The sequence below is a fragment of the Streptomyces parvus genome (genome assembly GCF_014648875.1).
Classification (GTDB): domain Bacteria; phylum Actinomycetota; class Actinomycetes; order Streptomycetales; family Streptomycetaceae; genus Streptomyces; species Streptomyces parvus.
In genome coordinates, this window is the sequence record NZ_BMRY01000004.1 from 222201 (window position 1) to 240757 (window position 18557).

Consider the following 18557-nt stretch of genomic DNA (forward strand, 5'->3'; position numbering starts at 1 on the left):
CCTCGGTTGTTCGTGGGCCGCTGGTCAGACAGCGGGCATGATGCCGAGCAGCAGCCCGGCGGCGACGACGATGTAGGCCATGAGCGAGACCGTGCCGGTGGCCAGCAGAGTGGGGCCCTTCGGCTGGCGCACCAGCTGGTAGGCGATCAGGCCGGGCACGATGAAGCCGAGGGTCTGGTTGCCGTAGAGCAGCGGGAACTCCAGCGACAGCAGGATCATCACCGTGCTCTGGAGCAGTACGCCGAGGAGCACGACCGAGGCGAACAGCCGCTTGCCGTACAGGATCACCAGCCGCTGCATCACCTTGGTCCCGGCGTAGGTGAGCGCCGTGACGCCCAGCACCATCGCCGCGCGCTGGACGTCCTCGATCAGCGTCAGCGCGAGCCACCCCGGCGTGATCATTCCGCCGGGCGACAGGTTGGTGGTGAGGTAGCACAGCAGCGAGAAGAACAGCCCAATGGCGATACCCAGGGCGGCCATCTCGGGGGTCAGTGCGGCGGTGGTCAACGGGATCTCCGGGCGTCGTCGTGCGGCTCGTCGTGGGGCGGCCAGATGTGCGGGGCGGGCTCGTACGTCTGCTTCCGCGGCGCGCCGGCGAAGAACTCGAAGGGCTGGTCCTGCTGTCTCCGGCCCTGCCCCTGGCCCTGGTCCTGGTCCTGCTGGGTGTACGGCTCGCGCCGGGCGTACGGCTCCTGTTGGGTGTACGGCTCCTGCTGGGTGTACGGCTCGCGCTGCGTGTGCGGGTCCTGCTGGGCGTGCTGGTCCTGCCGGGCGTACGGCTCACGCTGCGCGTACTGCTCCTGCTGCGCGTACTGCTCGTGGTGCTGGTGCTGGTGCTGGTGCTGGTGAGGGGGCTGCGGCCGGTAGGAATCCGGCGGCTGCACCGGGATGCGCACCACCGGGATCTCCTGCGTCTGCGAAGCCTGGTAGCGCTCCTCGTACGCCGGGTGGTACGAGGCGAACGGGTCCAGGCGGGACGCCTGCGCCGGATTCGCGGCGACCGGGTTCGGGGTCTCCTCGTCCGCCTCGCTCTCGTCGGCGGGGAGCTCGGCGAGGTACTCCAGCAACTCCTCGCCCTGGCCGTGGATGTTGCCGATGGCCACCAGCGACGCGCCGTCGGACATCCGGCCGAGCATCGCCGGCATGAACTCGTCGGCGGCCCGCTTCTCGCCGCCCAGATCGACCGCCCGGTCCTGCCACTCGGCGGGGATGGCGTCGATCGCGCTCTTGGCGGGGTGCCCGATGACGAAGACGTTGTCGGGCTGGAGGTCGGGGATGATCTCGCCCATCTGCCCGTTGCGCTCCACGCGGTCGGGGCGGCAGTTGATCACCACGTTCAGCGGGCGGCGGATCGCGCCGAGGTCGAGGAGCTGGTTGATGTTCATCAGCGTCGACTCGGGGTCGTTGGCCGCGAAGACGTTGGCGAAGGCGAGCCGGTTGCCGTCGGGTGCCACATAACGCTCCACGGAGAGCACGCCCGGGTCCGGCGGGGCGTCGTACATCCCCTGGAGGGCGACCTCGCGCTCCACGCCGAGCAGGTCGGCGACGACCAGCGCGATCGCCACGTTCTCCTTGAAGGTGAACCAGCTGAAGCCGCGCAGCTCCTCGTCGCTGACGGTCTCCGGGTCGGCGTACACCAGCTGGCAGTTCCGGGCGTCCGCCTCCTCCTGGAGGATGTGGAAACGTTCCTTCTCGGCGGTGACGCAGATGCCGTCCTCGGGCATCGAGCGGCACAGCGAGCGGGCCACGTCGTCGAGGGTGGGGCCCATCTCGGCGAGGTGGTCCTCGCGTACGTTGCAGAGCACGCCGATCGTCGAGCGGATCAGCTTGCTCTGGTTGACCTCCTGGAGCGCCGGCATCACGGCCATGCACTCGATGACGAGCGCGTCGGGCCGGTAGGTGGCGGCCCGGCGGACGATGCCGATCTGCTCCACCACGTTGGCGATGCCGAACTTCCGGTAGACCGGCTCCTCGGTGGCGTCCGGGTGGATGAAGCGGGCGGCCGTCCCGGTCGTCTTGGCGACGGTGATCAGGTCACCGCCCCGCAGCGCGCCCGCGCAGAGCCGGGTGATGGAGGACTTGCCGCGGATGCCGTTGACCAGCACCCGCGAGGGGATGGTGTGCAGCGAGGCGTAGTGCCGCCGCTGCTCCACGATGCCCGCGACGAGCAGGAACGCACTGCCGGTGAGCAGGACGAAGTAGAGGTAGAGCACGCTGGGTCACCTTCCTCCGGCGCCGGGCCGGGTCTCGGCGGGCCGGCGCGCCTGGGTCTGCCGACGGGCCTGCAACTGCTGGCGGATCAGTTCGAGGCTCCGGACGACGGCGCCCACCTCGTCCTGGTAGCGGGGGTAGTGCACGGTCCTGAGGTCTCCGTCGGCGAGCTTCTCGGCGGCCGCCGCGAGGGCTCGCAGGGGCCGTACGACGACGAGGTGGATCCAGCCCAGACAGACCACGATCAGGGCGATGCCGAGCAGGCTGGCGAGCACGCTGCGGTCCTCGCGCTCGTAGGCGGTGATCTCGAAGCGACCGGCGTCCTGCCAGCTCACGACGGTCCAGCCCAGGTCGGCGGCGACGCCGCCGCCGGTGAACGGTGCGGCGGCGGCCACGGTGACGGCGCCACCGTCCCGGATGAGCAGCCCGTTCTCCAGCGGCCCGGCGCCCACCCGCACATTGGCGGCGCGCACCAGGTCGGGCAGCCCGTCCTTCGGCAGCCCCTCGAAGGCACGGAATCCGTCGCTGGCGGCGAGGGTCCGCGCGTCCGCGTTCACGATCCGGACCTCACCGAGGCCGGGCCGCTTCAGCAGCGAGTTGAGGAACTCCACCCGCACCTCACCGACCAGGGTCATGCCCTTGCGCTCCGGCACGGGCGCCCCGGCCTGGACAACGGGCCTCTTCTCGCCCTGGCCGGAGACGCGGACCAGCGACGGGTCCTTCTCCGCGCTCCACGGGTGGGTGTCGCCGCCGGCCCGGGCGACGATGTCGCCGTTCGCGCCGACGACGTACAGCGCCTGGTAGCGGGTGTGTTCGCGCAGGGCGTTCTTCAGCACGGACTCGGTGCCGGCGGGGTCGTCGACGTCGAGCAGGCGGGAGGTGGAGACGAGATCGGCCTGGGCCTCGTTCAGCGCCCGGCGGGCCCGGTCGGCGACCAGGTCGGTGCGGTCGCGCTGGTCGTTGACCATGACGGCGGGGATGCTCACGGTCCCGTCCGTGCGGTTGAGCAGGAGGCCGACGGGGACGCACCACAGCAGCAGGAGAACCGCCGTCAGTGCCAACGGCCCCCGCGCGCCGCCCCGGAACCGGCCGGGCGGGCGCGCGCCGGCGGAGCCGTCGGAGGCCTGAGCGCCGCCGAGGTGGCCGCGGATGCGCTCCAGCGCGGCGCCGATCCGGGCGGCCTCGCCCCAGCGGGGCACCGTGACCGGCCGGATCAGATCGCCGCGGGCGAGCCGGCGGGACTCCAGGAACAGCCCGAGCAGCGGGCGCTGCACGGTCATCCACAGCACGGCGACCGCGAGCAGGCCGAGCAGCACCAGGGCGCCCGCCGCGAGCAGCCCGAAGAGCTGCCGGCTGTCATCGGTGAAGGTCTGCTGCTGGACCACCGGAAGGAGGGAGACGACCGTGAGGCCGAGACCGGCGGCGACGCTCTCCCCGTCCTCCGGGTCGGAGGCGGCGAGGGAGGCGTACCCCACGGTGGCGACCCGGCCGTTGTAGCCCCCGCCCACCAGGGTTCCGCTGACCCCGGGGTAGCCGCGGGAACCGGGCTCCCGGGCGCTGACCGGGTTCTGCTCGGTCTCCTCGGCGGCCTGGTCGGACAGCCGGGTCATCTGCTTCTGCAGGAAGGTGAGTTCCTCGCGCTGTTTGTCGGAGTTGAGTGCCTCCGACTGGTCGAAACCAGCCGTGGCGAGTACCTCGCCGTCCCGGGCCACCACCGACATGGTGCGGAACTCGCCCAGGTTGATGGGCGGCACGGAGAGGCTGTTGGAGGCGACCAGCAGCTGCTGAGCCCCCTGCTTCCCCTCCAGCACGGCCATCGTCATCAGACGTACGTCGCCGGTCTCCAGCCGCACCATCCGCGGGGTGAGCGCCTTGTCACCGGTGAGGACGTCCTTGTCCACCCAGGCGAGCGGGATGCGCTCCCCGCGGGCGGCGAGCACCTTGCCGTCCGCCAGGTCCAGCACCGTGGTGCCGGTCCACTTCTGGTACGCCTTGCTCAGGTCCGACAGCACGCGCTCGGGGTCGGCCGGCTTGCCCGTGTTCAGGGCGGCCGCGGTGCGTTCGAGGTCCGTGACCCGCTCGTCGATCGAGGCGCGCAGGGCGATGGCGCCGTCCTCGGCGAAGTACTGCTGCGAGGAGAGCACCGCCTTCGGCACGACCGGTTCCGAGCCCGGCCCCAGCACCTTGGCCGTGAGTCCCGCGAGGGCGAGGATCAGCACGCACAGCAACGCGATCGGCGGCCGGATGCCGCCCAGCAGCGGCATGTCCGCACGTCTGCGGCTGCGCCGCCGGCCTTTCGGCACGAGGGGCGCGGCAGGAGTCGATGTCACCGGTTTCTTCCTTGGTCGCTGCGGGTGCTCAGTGCCCGGAGGAAGCACCGCTGTCGCGTGGCTGCGAGACGCTGTCGTGGGACAGCGCGAGACGCTGTCATAGGAAAGACGGACAAGCGCCTAATAGGTTGTACTCATCGGCATACGAGCGGGTGTGTGCCTGATCACTTCTCCAGGGACAGCCGCTTGAGGCCGTCACCGCCCGGCGCTCCCCGGTTGTAGAGGAAGCCGTGCGTGCGGTTCTCGGCCAGCCGGTAGCGGGCGATCCGGTCGGCGGACAGCCCTTCGGGGTTCTCCAGCGCCTGCTGGACGTCCACCAGCCGGAGGTCCTCGACGGCGCCCTCGGGGGCCTTCTCCCCGGGTTCGAGCTCCGGCGGAATGTCGACGAGCGTGGTGCGGTAGCGGGCGGAGACGTCCCAGCCGTCGGCGGTCTCGCGGAACTCGAACCAGCCGATGGCTCCCTCCTCCGTGATTCCCTTGGGGACGGAATGCCGGGCCACCTGGTTGCCGAGGCTGTAGGCGACCCAGGTGCCGTTGACCTTCTGGATCGGCTGTACCACGTGGGCGTGGTGGCCGATCACGAGGTCGATCCCCGTCTCCTCGGCCAGCTGCTGGGCCAGGGACAGCTGTGCGGTCCCCGGTTCGTTGAAGTACTCCGCTCCCCAGTGGATGGAGAGGATGACCACCTCGGCGCCCTTGTCCCGGGCCCGCCGCTCGGCCTTTTTGATGCTGGATCTGTCGGTCCGGTTGAGCGCCCACTTGTGCTTGTCGGGCGTGGGGTGGACGAACGACTCCCAGGAGTACGAGAGGTGAGCGACCTTGACGCCGTTGACGTCACGGATGTTGATCTGCTCTGCTTCCTTCGGCGTCCGCGCCGACCCGCTGTGCCCGAGGCCCACCTTGTCCATGGCGTCCAGCGTGCGGCGCACGGCTTTCAGTCCATGGTCGAAGGTGTGATTGGAGGCCGTCGAGCAGGTGTCGTATCCGACGTCTTTCAGGCTGGTCAGGATCTGCGGCGGAACCAGGAATTCCGGATATCCCTGGAACGGCCCCTTGGGGTTCCCGACGGGCGTCTCCATGTGACAGATCGCGAGATCGGCCTTGCTGATCACGGGCTTCACCCCGGCGAGCAGCGGCCCGAAGTCCAGGCCGGCCTCCCCCTGTCCGGTCTTCCCGGCATCCTTGGCGGCCTGCTCGACCAGCTCGGGATGGATGAGAACGTCTCCGGCCGCGGCGACGGTGAAACTGCGGCCGCCGGCCTTGGCCTCGGGTTGCGCCGGCTGCGAGCCGCACGACACGGTCAGGCCGACGGCTATCGCCAGCAGGCCCGCCGACCGACCCATACCGAGAGAATTACGGAATGTCACTGAGTCATACTTACATGAGCCTCATGTGTGATCGTCGTATTGCCATCACGGGACGATCACGTTTCCTCCGCATTTTCGTCCCGGTGGGTTTGCTCCTGGCTCTGGTCGGTTGCCAGGCCGATGCTTCCCCGGCACCGGAGGACACCGTTCCGCGCGCCCGGGAACTGGTCGACCTGCGCAGCCGCATTCTCGGATACACGGCGAAGTTCCGCGCCGACTCCCCCTACCGCCCGCCCGGCAAGGAGCAGCGGGAGCGGCTGGCGAAGGCCGTCGGGAGTCTGCTGTCGGGTGACGCCCAGGGCGCCGAGCGCCGGCTCGTCCCGCTCGGCCTCGGTGTGACCCGCCTCACCGACACCGACTCGGGCCGCCGTTACGACGAGATCGCCGCCACCGGCCAGGGCGAGAGCGCCCGCTGGGGCCGCTTGTACCTGAACGCCGACTCCACCGTCCGCTGGAACGCCCAGGTCCCGCACCCCGTCTCCGACCGCGACACCGAGGACCTCGGCGTCCGGCTCCTGGAGCAGAACCCCGGCGGAGCCCTCGTCATCGCCGGATCCCACCGGCGGGCCGGCGACCATGGCGAGGCCGATGTCGCCCACCGCGAGGACAGCGCCTTTCACGCGATCGTCGTGGAGCTCCAGAAGCGCGGAGTGCCCGGCGTCCAGTTGCACGGCTTCGCCGACTCCTCGGACCGCCCCTGGGACGCCGTCGTCTCCACCGGCGCCGTCGAGACGGCGCCCGCCGAGGTGGTCGCCCTGGCCGACCGCATGGACGACGACGGGCTGCGGGTCTGCCGGGCCTGGGAGGCGCGCTGCCCGCTGGAGGGCAGGAGCAACGTCCAGGGCCGCTCGGCGGAGCGCGAACACGCCGGCTTCGTCCACGTCGAACTGGCCCGCCACGCCCGCGCGGACGGCGGCCGCGACACGGAGGAGGCGGCCGAGGCCCTGGCCGGGCTGGTCGCGGGGTGGAATGCCGGAGGCTAGGGCGTCGGGGGAGCGTCTCGACGCAACGCCCCGAACCATGGCAAATCGGCATACGGGTTGAAGGAGGGCCGGATGTCGGATCATCCTTGCCGTCATGAGTCTCGTCTCCGCCTCCTTCAACACGTCCGCCATGGGCGACTACGGCTACGACTGGGCCCTGGTCGACGTGGAGACCTCGGGTCTCATGGCCCGGCGGGACCGTGTGCTGTCCGTCGCGGTGATCACGATCGGTCCGGACGGCGAGCAGACCGGGGAGTTCTCGACGTTGCTCGATCCGGGCTGCGATCCGGGGCCGGTGGAGGTGCACGGGCTGACCGCCGAGCGGCTGCGCGGTGCGCCGACGTTCGATCAGGTCGCCGGGCGGATCGGAGCGATGCTTCAGGACCGGGTCCTGGTCGCCCACAACGCCCAGTTCGACTACGACTTCCTGGCCCATGAGTTCGCCCGCGCGCGGATGTGGCTGCCGGTCTCGCAGCGGCTGTGCACCCTGGCGCTGAACCGTCAGGTGGATCCGCCGACGGACGACATGAAGCTCGGCACCCTCGCCACCCACTACAACGTCCCCCGACAGCGCGCACACGATGCCCTGGACGACACCCGTGTGCTCGCCGGGATCCTGCGGGCGTCCCTGCGCGAGGCAGCGCGGCTCGATCTGCCCCTGCCGCTGGTGACCTGTCCGCCCCGGGCGGAGTCGCAGTTCACGCCGAAGCCGCCGAAGACCCCCTGTGCCTACCGCAATCCGGGACGGCTGGCTTCCGACGGGCCTCTCCGGCAGGGGATGAAGGTCGCGATCACCGGTGAGACCGCCCACGCCCGGGCGGAGCTCGTGGGGCGGGCGGTCGCCGCCGGGCTGAACATGATGACCTCCGTCAGCCGGCACACCAGCGTGCTGGTCACCAACGAACCGGCGTCCGGTTCGGCGAAGGTCCGACGCGCACTCACCGAGGGCGTACCGGTCATCGACGAGCACACCTTCCTGCGCATGCTGGCCGACGTACGACCGGGGACCGCGCATGAGGCGACGGCCGTCGCGGCCGCCCCGATGGCCGAGCCGGAAGCAGAACCCGTCGTTGCCACCGCCGACTCGGCGCCCCGTACGCCGTCTGCCGCACCCGTCCAGGAAGCACCCGTCCCGGGCCCACCGACCCTCCCCACGGCCGTGCCCGGGGTGCCGGTACCCGCGCCACGGCGGCCGGTGCCGTCCGCCGGCGCCCCGGACAAGCCTCTGGCCCGGCGTCGCGTGCTGGTGCTCGGTGGCGTCCACGCCGATGCCGCGGCGGCACGTACCCGCATCGTCGAACTGGGCGGGTCCGCGGCGATCAACCTGTCCGCAAGCGTCACCGACGTCGTGCTCCTGGAGAAGGGGGAGGATGACCGGCGCATGAGCCGCATCGCCACCCTTGAGCTCCCCGTGCATGACATCCACTGGCTCAGCGCCCCGACCGCCACCGCCGCGTCCGGGACGGCGCCGAGGGCTCAGGAACCGCACGTGATGCCCAGAGGCGGTGTCATCGACCTGCCCACTGCGCACGGCGGGCCGGCGCCGGAGTGGTACATCACCGCAGGCTGGGCCCCGCATCCGGACTGCGGGATCGACGTCGTCGCGTTCGTCCTCGACGAGGACCAACAGGTCACCTTCGACGAGGACTTCATCTTCTACGGGGCGCCCGAAAGCCCGGCCGGGACCGTGCGGCTGCTGACCGGCGGTCCCGCCGAACAGACCATCGCCCTCGACCTGGCCTCCCTGCCGCCGGCGACGCGCAAGGTGGTCGTCGCCGCGGCCGTCGACGGCGCAGCCACCTTCGGGACGGTCGGCGCGATCCAGATCGGAGCGGCCCTGGGCAGCAGCGGTGCACCGCTGGCCAGGGCCACACTGGACGCCGCCACCACCGAACGCACCATGCTCCTCGTGGAGATCTACCGCAGAGGTCCGGTGTGGCGCCTGCGTGCCGTCGGACAGGGCTACGACCACGGCCTCGACGCCCTCGCACGCGGATACGGTGCCGACATCGCCGACTGAACGACGGCGACGGATTCGACGGGGTCTTCGGGCAGGACATGGCCGACGCCGCATCACGCTTCCTCGCTCCCGGAGGCCCTCGTCCGGATGCCCCTCGCGACGGAACGACGCCTCCGCCGTTCCAGCAACCCCGACTTCCTCCCCCGTACGCCTACCACTACCTGGGCAACGGCGCCGTCACCCGGCAGCAGCCCGTGTCCGGAGTTCGTCCGGCAGGAGCGCGTCGGGGAACGACTGGTAGCAGACCGGGCGGAGCCAGCGCTCGACGGCGAGCGTGCCGACGCTCGTCGTCGCCGGGGAGCTCGTCGCGGGCCACGGTCCGCCGTGCACCATCGCGTGGCAGACCTCGACGCCGGTGGGCCAGCCGCCCCACAGGACCCGGCCCGCCCGCTCCTCCAGTACCGGAAGCAGCCTCAGGGCCGCCGTCCGGTCGGCGTCCGTCCCGTGCAGGGTGGCCGTGAGCTGGCCCTCCAACCCCTCCAGCAGGGGCAGGAGTTCCTCCGTGCCGGACCAGCGCACGACGAGCCCCGCGGCCCCGAAGACCTCGCCGGTGAGGTCCCCGTGCGCGGTGTACGTCGCCGCGTCGCACGTCAGGACCGCGGGAGCCGGTGCGTACGGGCCGGGCCCGGCCGTGCCCCGGGCCGCCTCCCGCACTCCGGGGACGGCCGCCCACCGCCGTACGCCCTCGGTGTACGCCCGCGCGATGTCCGGGGTGAGCATGACCTGGCCCTCCACCGCCTTCAGCGTCCGGGCCACGGCGGCGAGGAAGGCGTCGCCCGCCGGTCCGGCCGGCAGCAGGAGCAGACCGGGGTTCGTGCAGAACTGCCCCGCCCCGCCGGTCAGCGACGCCACATAGCCCTCGGCCGCCGGTTCCGGTTCGGCGAGCGCCCCGTCGAGCATGATCACGGGGTTGACCGCCGACATCTCGGCGTGGACCGGGATGGGAACGGGTCGGGCCTGTCCGGCGGCGACCAGGGCAAGACCGCCGGTCCGGGACCCGGTGAAGCCCACCGCGGCGATGCGTGGATCCCCGACCAGGGTGAGGCCCACCTCGTGGCCCCGGCCCACCAGCAGCGAGAACACCCCGGCCGGTACACCGGTGCGCGCGGCGGCGGACGTCACGGCGCGGGCCACCGCCTCGCCGGTGCCCGGGTGGGCCGGATGCGCCTTGACCACCACGGGGCAGCCGGCGGCCAGGGCAGAGGCGGTGTCGCCGCCCGCGACCGAGAACGCCAGGGGGAAGTTGCCCGCACCGAACACGGCCACCGGGCCGAGGGGGACGCGCCGGAGCCGTACGTCCGTGCCCGAGGGCCCCGAGTCGATCCGCGCGCCCAGCGCCGTACCGCTCCTGACCAGATCGGCGAAGAGGCGCAACTGGCCGCAGGTGCGCCCCCGTTCACCGGACAGCCGGGCCGGCGTGAGCCCGGTCTCCCGGGCCGCGAGCTCCAGCAGGGCGTCGCCGAGCGCCTCGATCTCCTCCGCGCAGGCGTCGAGGAAGCCCGCCCGGCGTTCGAGCGGCAGGGCGCGGAAGGCGCGGGCGTCCGCGGCGGCGAGCCGGGCCGCCCCGGCGACCTGTTCCGGCGAGGCGTCCCGGTACGGAGGGTCGAACGGGTCGCCGGTCGCGGCGGCCACCGCGTGCCAGGGGGCGCCCGTGCCGGGGACCTCGCGGCCGGCCAGCAGCGAATGCCCGGTCAGGGGCGTGAGTCCGGCGGACGGGTGTGCTTCCACGGCCGGGTGCGGGTTCTCGGTCGGGTTCACGGTGATGTGTCTCCCTGTGTGCGCCGGTGGAGGCGCACCGTCGTCGTCGAGTGTCGGGGGGCGTCCGGGTGTCGCGGTGAAAGTCATCCCGGCGGTGGCGTTGTCCTCGGGTCGTCCGGATGTATAGCCTAAGCAATGGCATGTGACATTGCACTAGCGGGCGGTCGTGTGGACGCCGAGGGGTGGTCATGGAAGTCGTCATCATCGGCGCGGGCATCGTGGGCGCCGCGTGCGCGTTCCACGCCGCCTCCGCCGGTCTCGGCGTCACGGTGCTCGACCGGGGCCCCGTCGGCGCGGGCACCACCAGCCGGGGGGAGGGGAACATCCTGCTCTCCGACAAGGAGCCCGGCCCGGAGCTGGAGCTGGCCCGGCTCAGCCGCGACCTCTGGGGCGAGGCGAGCGAGGAACTGGGCCCGCAATCGGTCGAGTTCGAGAACAAGGGCGGCCTGGTCGTGGCGAGCGCCCCCGAAGGCCTCGCCGCCCTGCACGCGTTCGCCGCACGCCAGGCGGCGGCCGGTGTCCGCACCGAACGCGTCGACCGTGTCGGCGAGTTCGAACCGCACATCGCACCCGGCCTCCCCGGCGGTGTCCACTATCCGCAGGACGCCCAGGTGCAGCCCGTCCTCGCGGCGGCCGGACTGCTGCGGGCCGCCGTCCGGCGCGGTGCCCGGGTCCGTACCGGCGAAGCCGTCGCCGCAGTCACCGGAACCGGCGGGCGGATCAACGGAGTTCGCACGGCCGACGGTTCGGTGCTGACCGCCGACGCCGTGGTCAACGCCGCCGGAACATGGGGCGGCGAGGTCGGCAGCCGCCTCGGCGCTCCCGTCGAGATCCTGCCGCGCCGGGGGTTCGTCCTGGTCACCGAGCCGCTGCCGCCGATGATCCGGCACAAGGTCTACTCCGCCGACTACGTCGCCAATGTCGCCTCCAGCGACGAGGGCCTGGAGACCTCCTGCGTCGTCGAGGGCACCCGCGCGGGCACCGTCCTGATCGGCGCCAGCCGTGAACGCGTCGGCTTCGACACCGCGATGAACCCGGACGTGGTGGCCCTGCTCGCCGCGCAGGCGTGCCGCCTCTTCCCGTTCCTGCGCGACGTCCATCTGCTGCGCGCCTACCGGGGGTTCAGGCCGTACTGCCCCGACCATCTGCCGGTCGTCGGCCCGGACCCCCGGGTCCCCGGTGTCCTCCATGCGTGCGGCCACGAGGGCGCGGGCATCGGTCTCGCTCCCGGCACCGGCGCCCTCATCACCGCCCAGTTGCTCGGCCGCCCGTGGCGCGGTGCCGATCCGGCCGCCCACACCGGCCTCCTGCCCGACCGATTCCTCACGACCGGAGGTGTGCCGACATGACCCGAGCGGCCGCGGAGACCGACGTACCCACAGCACCCGCGTTCACCGTGGACGGCGAACCGCTGGCGTTCGTCCCCGGGCAGACCCTGGCCGCCGCGCTCGTCGCCTCGGGCCGGGTCGCCTGGCGGACCACCCGGGGCGGGCAGCGGCCCCGGGGCGTCTTCTGCGGGATCGGCGTCTGTTACGACTGCCTGGTCACCGTCGACGGACGGCGCGGGCAGCGCGCCTGCCTGGTGCGGGCCCGTGCGGGCATGGCCGTCACGACCGGGGAGGGCGACGATGACTGAGCCCCGGGAGCTCGGCGGCCACGCCGCGATGCATGAACCCCTCGGCCTCGTGGTGGTGGGCGCCGGGCCGGCCGGTATGGCGGCGGCCGCCACCGCCCTGGACGGTGGGCTGCGGGTCGCCCTCGTCGACGCGGGATCCGCTCCCGGCGGCCAGTTCTGGCGCCACCCCCCGGACGACGCGCGCGACGCCCTTCCCACCGAGGACCTGCACCACGACCTGCGCACCTACCGCGCCCTCCGCACGACCCTGGCCGCCCACGAGCGCACCGGACGGCTCATCCTCCTGCTCGACCACCACGTATGGACCGCGGCCCGCGCGGCGGACGGCTTCACCGTCCACGCCGTGGACCGCGGCAGGCCGCCCGAGGAGCGGGCCGTCGTGCTGCGCGCACCGGCCCTGCTGGTGGCGACCGGCGCCTACGACCGCCAACTGCCTTTCCCCGGCTGGGACCTGCCCGGCGTCCTCACCGCCGGCGGACTCCAGTCGCTGCTCAAGGGCGGGGGAGCGGTGGCCGGCCGCCGCGTGGTCCTCGGCGGCACGGGCCCCTTCCTGCTGCCCGTCGCCACCGCCCTCGCCGCCCGCGGCGCGGAGGTCGTCGCGGTGTGCGAGGCGGCGGCGCCCTCGGCCTGGCTGCGCCACCCCGCACCCCTGCTGCGCAACCCCGCCAAATGGGCCGAAGCCGCTGGTTACGCGGGCACGCTCGCCCGGTACCGCATCCCGCTCCGCACCCGCACCGGCATCGTCGGCGCCGAAGGAGACGGGCGGGACGGGCGGGTCGCCGTCGTACGCACCGCGTCCCTGGACGCCGACGGGGCGCCGCTCCCGGGCACCGAGCGGCGGATCGAGGCCGACACCGTGGGCGTCGGCTGGGGCTTCGTCCCCCAGCTCGACCTGCTGCTCCCGCTCGGCTGCGGCCTCGCCGACGCGGGCGACGGCACCACGGCCGCCGCCGTCGACGCCGGACAGCGCACCACGGTGCCGGGGCTCTACGCCGCAGGCGAGACCTGCGGGGTGGGCGGGGCCGCGCTCGCCCTGAGCGAAGGGCGCGTCGCCGCCGTCTCCGTGCTCACCGACCTCTCCGCGCCGGGCCGGCCGGGCGTCCGGCCCCTGGCAGCGGAGCGCCGATCGGTGGCCCGGCACCGCGCCTTCGCCCGCGCCATGGCCCAGGCCCACCCCCTGCCGTCGGCCTGGCCCGCCTGGCTGACCGACGACACCACGGTCTGCCGGTGCGAGGAGGTCACCGCGGGCGCGGTCCACGCCGTCCGCGACGGCGGCCCGGCAACCGACCACCGGCAGGTCAAACAGCTGACCAGGGCGGGCATGGGCTGGTGCCAGGGCCGGATGTGCGGACCCGCCGTGCACTGTCTCGTCGCCGCCCGCACCGAGCCCTACACCCCCGCCGAACGGCTGATCGCCACCCCGGTCACCCTCGGCGCGCTCGCCGATTCCGTCGATTCCCCCACCGACGCCACCTCTTCCGAACCCACCTGAGGAGTTCCCATGAACGATCTGGACCGCACCGCCCCCACCCGTATGCCCTGGCACGGCGTCATCGTCGCGACGAGCCTCCCGTTCGACCGGAACCTCGCCGTCGACCACGGTGCCTACGGCGACAACGTCGCCTGGCTCGCCGAACAGGGCCTGCACGGCGTCGCCCCGAACGGTTCGCTGGGCGAGTACCAGACCCTGACGTACGAGGAACGCGACCGCGTCGTCGAGACCGCCGTCGCCCACGCCCCCGAGGGCTTCACCGTGATGCCGGGCGTCGGCGCGTACGGCGCGATCGAGGCGCGGCGGCACGCCCTCTTCGCCAAGGACGCCGGCTGCCAGGCCGTCATGTGCCTCCCGCCCAACGCCTACCGTGCCGACGACCGCGCCGTCCTGGAGCACTACGCGATGGTCGCCTCCGCCGGACTCCCCGTCACCGCCTACAACAACCCCATCGACACCAAGGTCGACCTGCGCCCCGAGCTCCTGGCCAAGCTGTACGCCGAGGGGTTCATCGTGGGCGTGAAGGAGTTCTCCGGGGACGTACGGCGGTGCTACGCCATCAATGAGCTCGCCCCCGGGCTCGACCTGATCATCGGCACCGACGACACCCTCCTCGAAGTCGGCGTCGCCGGGGCCAAGGGCTGGGTCGCCGGGTACCCCCAGGTCTTCCCGCGCGCCTGCTTCGACCTCTACAACGCCGCGCTGGCCGGCGATCTCACCACCGCGCTCCCGCTCTACCGCAGGCTCCACTCCGTACTGCGCTGGGACAGCAGGACCGAGTTCGTCCAGGCGATCAAGCTCGGCCAGGACATGATCGGCCGCACCGGCGGGGTCTGCCGGCCGCCCCGCCAGCCCCTGGACCCGGAGACCGAGACCGTCGTGCGGTCCGCCACCCGGGCCCTCATCGACGCGGGGGTGAACTGACGTGCGCTCCAGGGTCTGTTACCATGCGGTCGACTCGCACACCGAAGGCATGCCGACCCGGGTGATCACCGGTGGGACGGGTGTCCTGCCGGGCGAGACCATGGCGGAGCGGCGGCAGCGGTTCATGGCCGAACGGGACGGGCTGCGCACCCTGTTGATGTGCGAGCCGCGCGGGCACGGAGCCATGTCCGGCGCGATCCTCCAGCCCCCGACCCGGCCGGACGCCGACTTCGGCGTGCTGTTCATCGAGGTCTCCGGCTGCCTGCCCATGTGCGGCCACGGCACGATCGGCGTGGCGACGGTCCTGGTGGAGACCGGCATGGTCGAGGCCGTCGAGCCGGAGACCCTCATCCGCCTCGACACCCCCGCCGGTCTCGTCACGGCACGGGTCGCCGTGCGCGACGGCCGGGCGGAGTCCGTCACCCTGGAGAACGTCGCCTCCTACAGCCACGCCCTGGATCAGGTCGTCGACGTGGCGGGGTTCGGCCCGGTCCGTTACGACATGGCGTACGGCGGCAACTTCTACGCGATCGTGCGCACCGAGGACCTCGGCATCCCCTTCGACCGGGCGGAGAAGGGCAGGCTGCTCGACGCGGGCCTCGCCGTCATGCGGGCGGTCAACGAACAGAACCCGGTGGTCCACCCGGAGAACCCCGCGATCGACGTCTGCCACCACGTCTATCTGGAGGCCCCCGGCTCCACCGCCGAACACTCGCGGCACGCCATGGCGATCCACCCCGGCTGGTTCGACCGCTCGCCCTGCGGGACGGGAACCAGCGCCCGGATGGCCCAACTGCACGCGAGGGGACTGCTGAAGACCGGGCAGGACTTCGTCAACGAGTCCTTCATCGGCTCCCGCTTCACCGGCCGGATCCTGGACGAGACCACGGTCGGCGGCCGGCCCGCCGTCCTGCCCTCCGTCACCGGCCGCGCCTGGATCACCGGGACCGCGCAGTATCTCCTCGACCCGACCGACCCCTACCCGGAGGGATTCACCGTATGACCACCACCCCGTACACCGGGCCGATCGACACGGCCGACTGGCACACCGGCGGCGAGCCCTTCCGGATCGTGTCCGGGTCCCCGGCCGTGACCGGGCCCGGGCTCACCGTCGCCGAGCGCCGCACGGTCGCCGCCGCCGATGCCGGGGCGCAGTGGACCCGGGCCCTGCTGTGCGGCGAACCGCGCGGCCACGCCGACATGTACGGGGCCTTCCTCGTCCCGCCCGACGACGCCGGGGCCCACCTGGGCGCCCTCTTCTGGCACAAGGACGGCTTCTCCACGGCCTGCGGCCACGGCACGATCGCCCTGGGCGCCTGGGCGGTCGCCACCGGCCGTGTCCCGGCGCCGGCCGACGGTACGACGGACGTCGTCATCGACGTCCCCTCCGGCCGGGTGACCGCGAGCGTGCGCACGGCGGGCGGCCGGGTCGCGGACGTCACGTTCGTCAACGTCCCCGGCCACGTCCACGCACGCGGTGTCGAGGTGACGACCTCGTACGGAACCCTCCCCGTCGACATCGCCTTCGGCGGCGCCATGTACGCCGTTCTCCCCGTGGCCGCACTCGGCGCCGGCCTCCGGGTCCGGGCACGGGACGTCACCGCGCTCATCGCGGCCGGACGCGAGATCCGCGACGCGCTGAACGACGCCGACGCCGCCCGACACCCCGACGACCCACGGCTGTCCGGGATCTACGGGACCGTGTTCACCGAGGAGGCCGGTCCTCCGGTCGAACGGCCCGACGGCACACAGCAACTGCACCACCGCAACGTCACGGTGTTCGCGGACGGCCAGGTCGACCGTTCCCCGTGCGGTTCGGGCACCGCGGCCCGGGTGGCGCTCCTCGCCGACTCCGGGGAGCTCCGCCTCGGCGACGAACTGCGGCACGAGTCGGTGGTGGGCTCCGTCTTCCACGCCCGGATCGACCGGCCGACCACGGTCCACGGCCGCCCCGCGGTCGTCCCGGCCGTGACGGGCACCGCGTACGCCACCGGGACCGGCCGCTTCACCGTCGACCCGGACGACACCCTCGTACCCGGGTTCGTGCTGCGATGACGGTGACGCTCGACGCGGCGGAGGTGGCCGCGCTCGGTCCGGTCGCCGCCGTCGCCGCGGTCCGGAACGCGCTGGCCGGGGGGCTCGACCCGGACGGCGGCGGCGTACCGAGGACGGTCGTGCCGCTGGCCCACGGTCAGGGGCTGCTCATGCCCGCGGAGTACGGCGGCTGGTACGGCGTGAAGGTCGCCACCGTCGCGCCCGGCAACCCCGTGCTCGGGCTGCGGCGGATCAACGCCACGTATCTCCTGCACGACAGCGCGACCCTGATGCCGGTGGCCCTCCTGGACGGGGTGGCGCTGACGGCTCTGCGTACCCCGGCGGTCTCGGTCGCGGCCTGCCTGGAGCGGCTGCGCGCGCTCGCCGCCCGGTACGGCGGGCTGCGCCTCGTGGTCTTCGGCGCGGGCCCGCAGGGGGAGGGGCACGTCGCCGCCGTACGGGCGCACGTCCCGGTCGCCGACGTCACGGTCGTCACCCGACGCGGCGGGGCCGTGCCCGGCTGGGCGGACCGCCATCCGGCCGCCGGCGACCGGGACGTGGCGGCTGCGGTGCGGCGCGCCCAGGCCGTCGTCACGGCCACGTCGGCGCGCGAACCGGTGCTGGACGGACGGCTGTTGTCCGACGAGGCGGTGGTACTGGCGGTCGGCTCGCACGAACCGGACGTACGGGAGGTCGACGGCGCCCTGATGGGGCGCGCGACGGTGGTGGTCGAGAGCAGGGAGACCGCCCTCCGTGAGGCGGGCGACGTGGTGCTCGCCCTCCGCGAGGGCGCGCTCGCCCCGGACTCGCTGGTCACCCTGGCGGACCTGATCGCCCAAGGGGCCGTCGCCCCGGCCGACCGCCCGCTGGTCGTGAAGACCTGCGGCATGGGCTGGCAGGACCTGGTGGTCGCCGTCGCGGCCCACCGGCGGAAGGAGGGAACGCCGGGGGAGTGGCGGTGAGTCGGGCTCGGCCGGTCCGACCCGGGGCGAGTGTGCTCGCGCTGCTCGGAGCGCCAACGCCTGCCGCCCCGGACCGACTTCGGCGTCAGCGCGCGCCGAGCTTGCGGGACGGGGCCGCGCGCTCCGCCTCCCGCTTCCGGGCCGCCCACAGGGTCCGCACATGCGCGAGATGGCGGCGCATGTGCTCCTCGGCCGCCTCCGCGTCGCCCTCGATCATGATGTCCAGGAGGGCGGTGTGCTCCTGCGCCGAACCCACCAACGACCCTTCCTGGGACAGGTCGGTGAGTCCGTAGAGCCGGGAGCGCTTGCGCAGGTCCGCCACCGTCTCGACGAGGCGCGCGTTTCCCGCGAGGGCGAGCAGGTCGAGGTGGAAGCGGCGGTCCGACTCCAGGTAGCCGATCAGGTCGCCCCGTTGCGCGGCGGCCACGATCTCCTCGGCCACCGGGCGCACCGCCTCCAGCTGCTCGCGGGAGGCGGTGCGGGTCACCCGGCCGATGGTGGGGATCTCGATGAGCGCGCGGATCTCGGTGTACTCGTCCAGGTCGCGCTCGGAGAGCTCGGTGACCCGGAAGCCCTTGTTGCGCACCGCCTCGACCAGGCCCTCCCGGGCCAGATCCAGCATGGCCTCGCGCACGGGTGTGGCCGAGACGCCGTACTCGGCGGCCAGGGTGGGCGCCGAGTAGATCACGCCGGGCTGGAGTTCTCCCGCTATCAGAGCGGCACGGAGGGCGCCCGCCACCTGGTCGCGCAGATGCTCCTGCACCGAGATGAGTTTGCGGGACTTCAGCTCACTCATACGTTCCCCTTCAGATTTGTCACCGCACTATACAATGTCACGTT

General features: G+C 72.9%; 15 protein-coding genes. 9 read left to right on the plus strand and 6 right to left on the minus strand.

Annotated elements, in window-relative coordinates; genetic code table 11:
* Positions 1-24: 24 nt before the first annotated feature.
* The 4 genes from IE140_RS14580 to IE140_RS14595 form a co-directional block, all read right to left on the minus strand.
* Positions 25-507 (minus strand): poly-gamma-glutamate biosynthesis protein PgsC/CapC, encoded by a 483-nt coding sequence (locus IE140_RS14580; RefSeq protein ID WP_006128197.1) that lies wholly within the window; start codon positions 505-507, stop codon positions 25-27.
* Positions 504-2213 carry a poly-gamma-glutamate synthase PgsB gene (gene pgsB / locus IE140_RS14585; protein WP_150193046.1) on the minus strand — a complete coding sequence of 570 codons (1710 nt, stop codon included), beginning with the start codon at positions 2211-2213 and terminating at the stop codon, positions 504-506. Before pgsB ends, IE140_RS14580 begins: the two co-directional genes overlap by 4 nt.
* 6 nt (positions 2214-2219) lie before the next feature.
* Complete coding sequence (locus IE140_RS14590; protein ID WP_150193060.1) at positions 2220-4475, minus strand: cache domain-containing protein; 2256 nt, start codon at positions 4473-4475, stop codon at positions 2220-2222.
* Positions 4476-4705: 230 nt separating this feature from the next.
* Entirely contained in the window at positions 4706-5884 is a 1179-nt protein-coding gene (locus IE140_RS14595; protein WP_150193047.1) for a CapA family protein, read from the minus strand.
* 107 nt (positions 5885-5991) lie between these two features.
* Between IE140_RS14595 and IE140_RS14600 the strand changes: the two genes are divergently transcribed.
* Positions 5992-6891, plus strand: a complete 900-nt coding sequence (locus tag IE140_RS14600; protein WP_150193048.1) for a hypothetical protein — start codon at positions 5992-5994, stop codon at positions 6889-6891.
* 94 nt (positions 6892-6985) lie between these two features.
* Positions 6986-8911 (plus strand): TerD family protein, encoded by a 1926-nt coding sequence (locus IE140_RS14605; protein WP_150193049.1) that lies wholly within the window; start codon positions 6986-6988, stop codon positions 8909-8911.
* A 177-nt stretch (positions 8912-9088) separates the two neighbouring features.
* Here IE140_RS14605 and IE140_RS14610 read toward each other — a convergent pair whose 3' ends face one another.
* Positions 9089-10669, minus strand: a complete 1581-nt coding sequence (locus IE140_RS14610) for an aldehyde dehydrogenase (NADP(+)) (protein WP_150193050.1) — start codon at positions 10667-10669, stop codon at positions 9089-9091.
* Between the two features lie 188 nt (positions 10670-10857).
* Here IE140_RS14610 and IE140_RS14615 point away from each other — a divergent pair, with 188 nt between their 5' ends.
* The 7 genes from IE140_RS14615 to IE140_RS14645 are packed head-to-tail and all read left to right on the plus strand — an operon-like array spanning position 10858 to position 17717.
* Positions 10858-12018, plus strand: coding sequence for an NAD(P)/FAD-dependent oxidoreductase (locus tag IE140_RS14615; RefSeq protein ID WP_167533415.1), 1161 nt, complete (start codon positions 10858-10860; stop codon positions 12016-12018).
* Positions 12015-12305 (plus strand): (2Fe-2S)-binding protein, encoded by a 291-nt coding sequence (locus tag IE140_RS14620; protein ID WP_107413764.1) that lies wholly within the window; start codon positions 12015-12017, stop codon positions 12303-12305. The genes IE140_RS14615 and IE140_RS14620 overlap by 4 nt, the downstream gene beginning before the upstream one ends.
* On the plus strand, positions 12298-13797 hold the full coding sequence (locus IE140_RS14625) for an FAD/NAD(P)-dependent oxidoreductase (protein ID WP_229826794.1): 1500 nt from the start codon (positions 12298-12300) through the stop codon (positions 13795-13797). Before IE140_RS14620 ends, IE140_RS14625 begins: the two co-directional genes overlap by 8 nt.
* A 9-nt stretch (positions 13798-13806) precedes the next feature.
* Positions 13807-14721, plus strand: a complete 915-nt coding sequence (locus IE140_RS14630) for a dihydrodipicolinate synthase family protein (RefSeq protein WP_150196601.1) — start codon at positions 13807-13809, stop codon at positions 14719-14721.
* Between the two features lies 1 nt (position 14722).
* Positions 14723-15724, plus strand: coding sequence for a proline racemase family protein (locus tag IE140_RS14635; RefSeq protein ID WP_150196602.1), 1002 nt, complete (start codon positions 14723-14725; stop codon positions 15722-15724).
* Positions 15721-16776: a proline racemase family protein gene (locus IE140_RS14640; RefSeq protein WP_150196603.1), complete on the plus strand. Its 1056-nt coding sequence runs from the start codon at positions 15721-15723 to the stop codon at positions 16774-16776. Before IE140_RS14635 ends, IE140_RS14640 begins: the two co-directional genes overlap by 4 nt.
* Positions 16773-17717 (plus strand): ornithine cyclodeaminase family protein, encoded by a 945-nt coding sequence (locus IE140_RS14645; RefSeq protein WP_150196604.1) that lies wholly within the window; start codon positions 16773-16775, stop codon positions 17715-17717. The genes IE140_RS14640 and IE140_RS14645 overlap by 4 nt, the downstream gene beginning before the upstream one ends.
* An 85-nt stretch (positions 17718-17802) precedes the next feature.
* Here the strand turns inward: IE140_RS14645 and IE140_RS14650 are convergent, their stop codons facing one another.
* Positions 17803-18513: a GntR family transcriptional regulator gene (locus IE140_RS14650; RefSeq protein ID WP_150196605.1), complete on the minus strand. Its 711-nt coding sequence runs from the start codon at positions 18511-18513 to the stop codon at positions 17803-17805.
* Between the last annotated feature and the right edge of the window lie 44 nt (positions 18514-18557).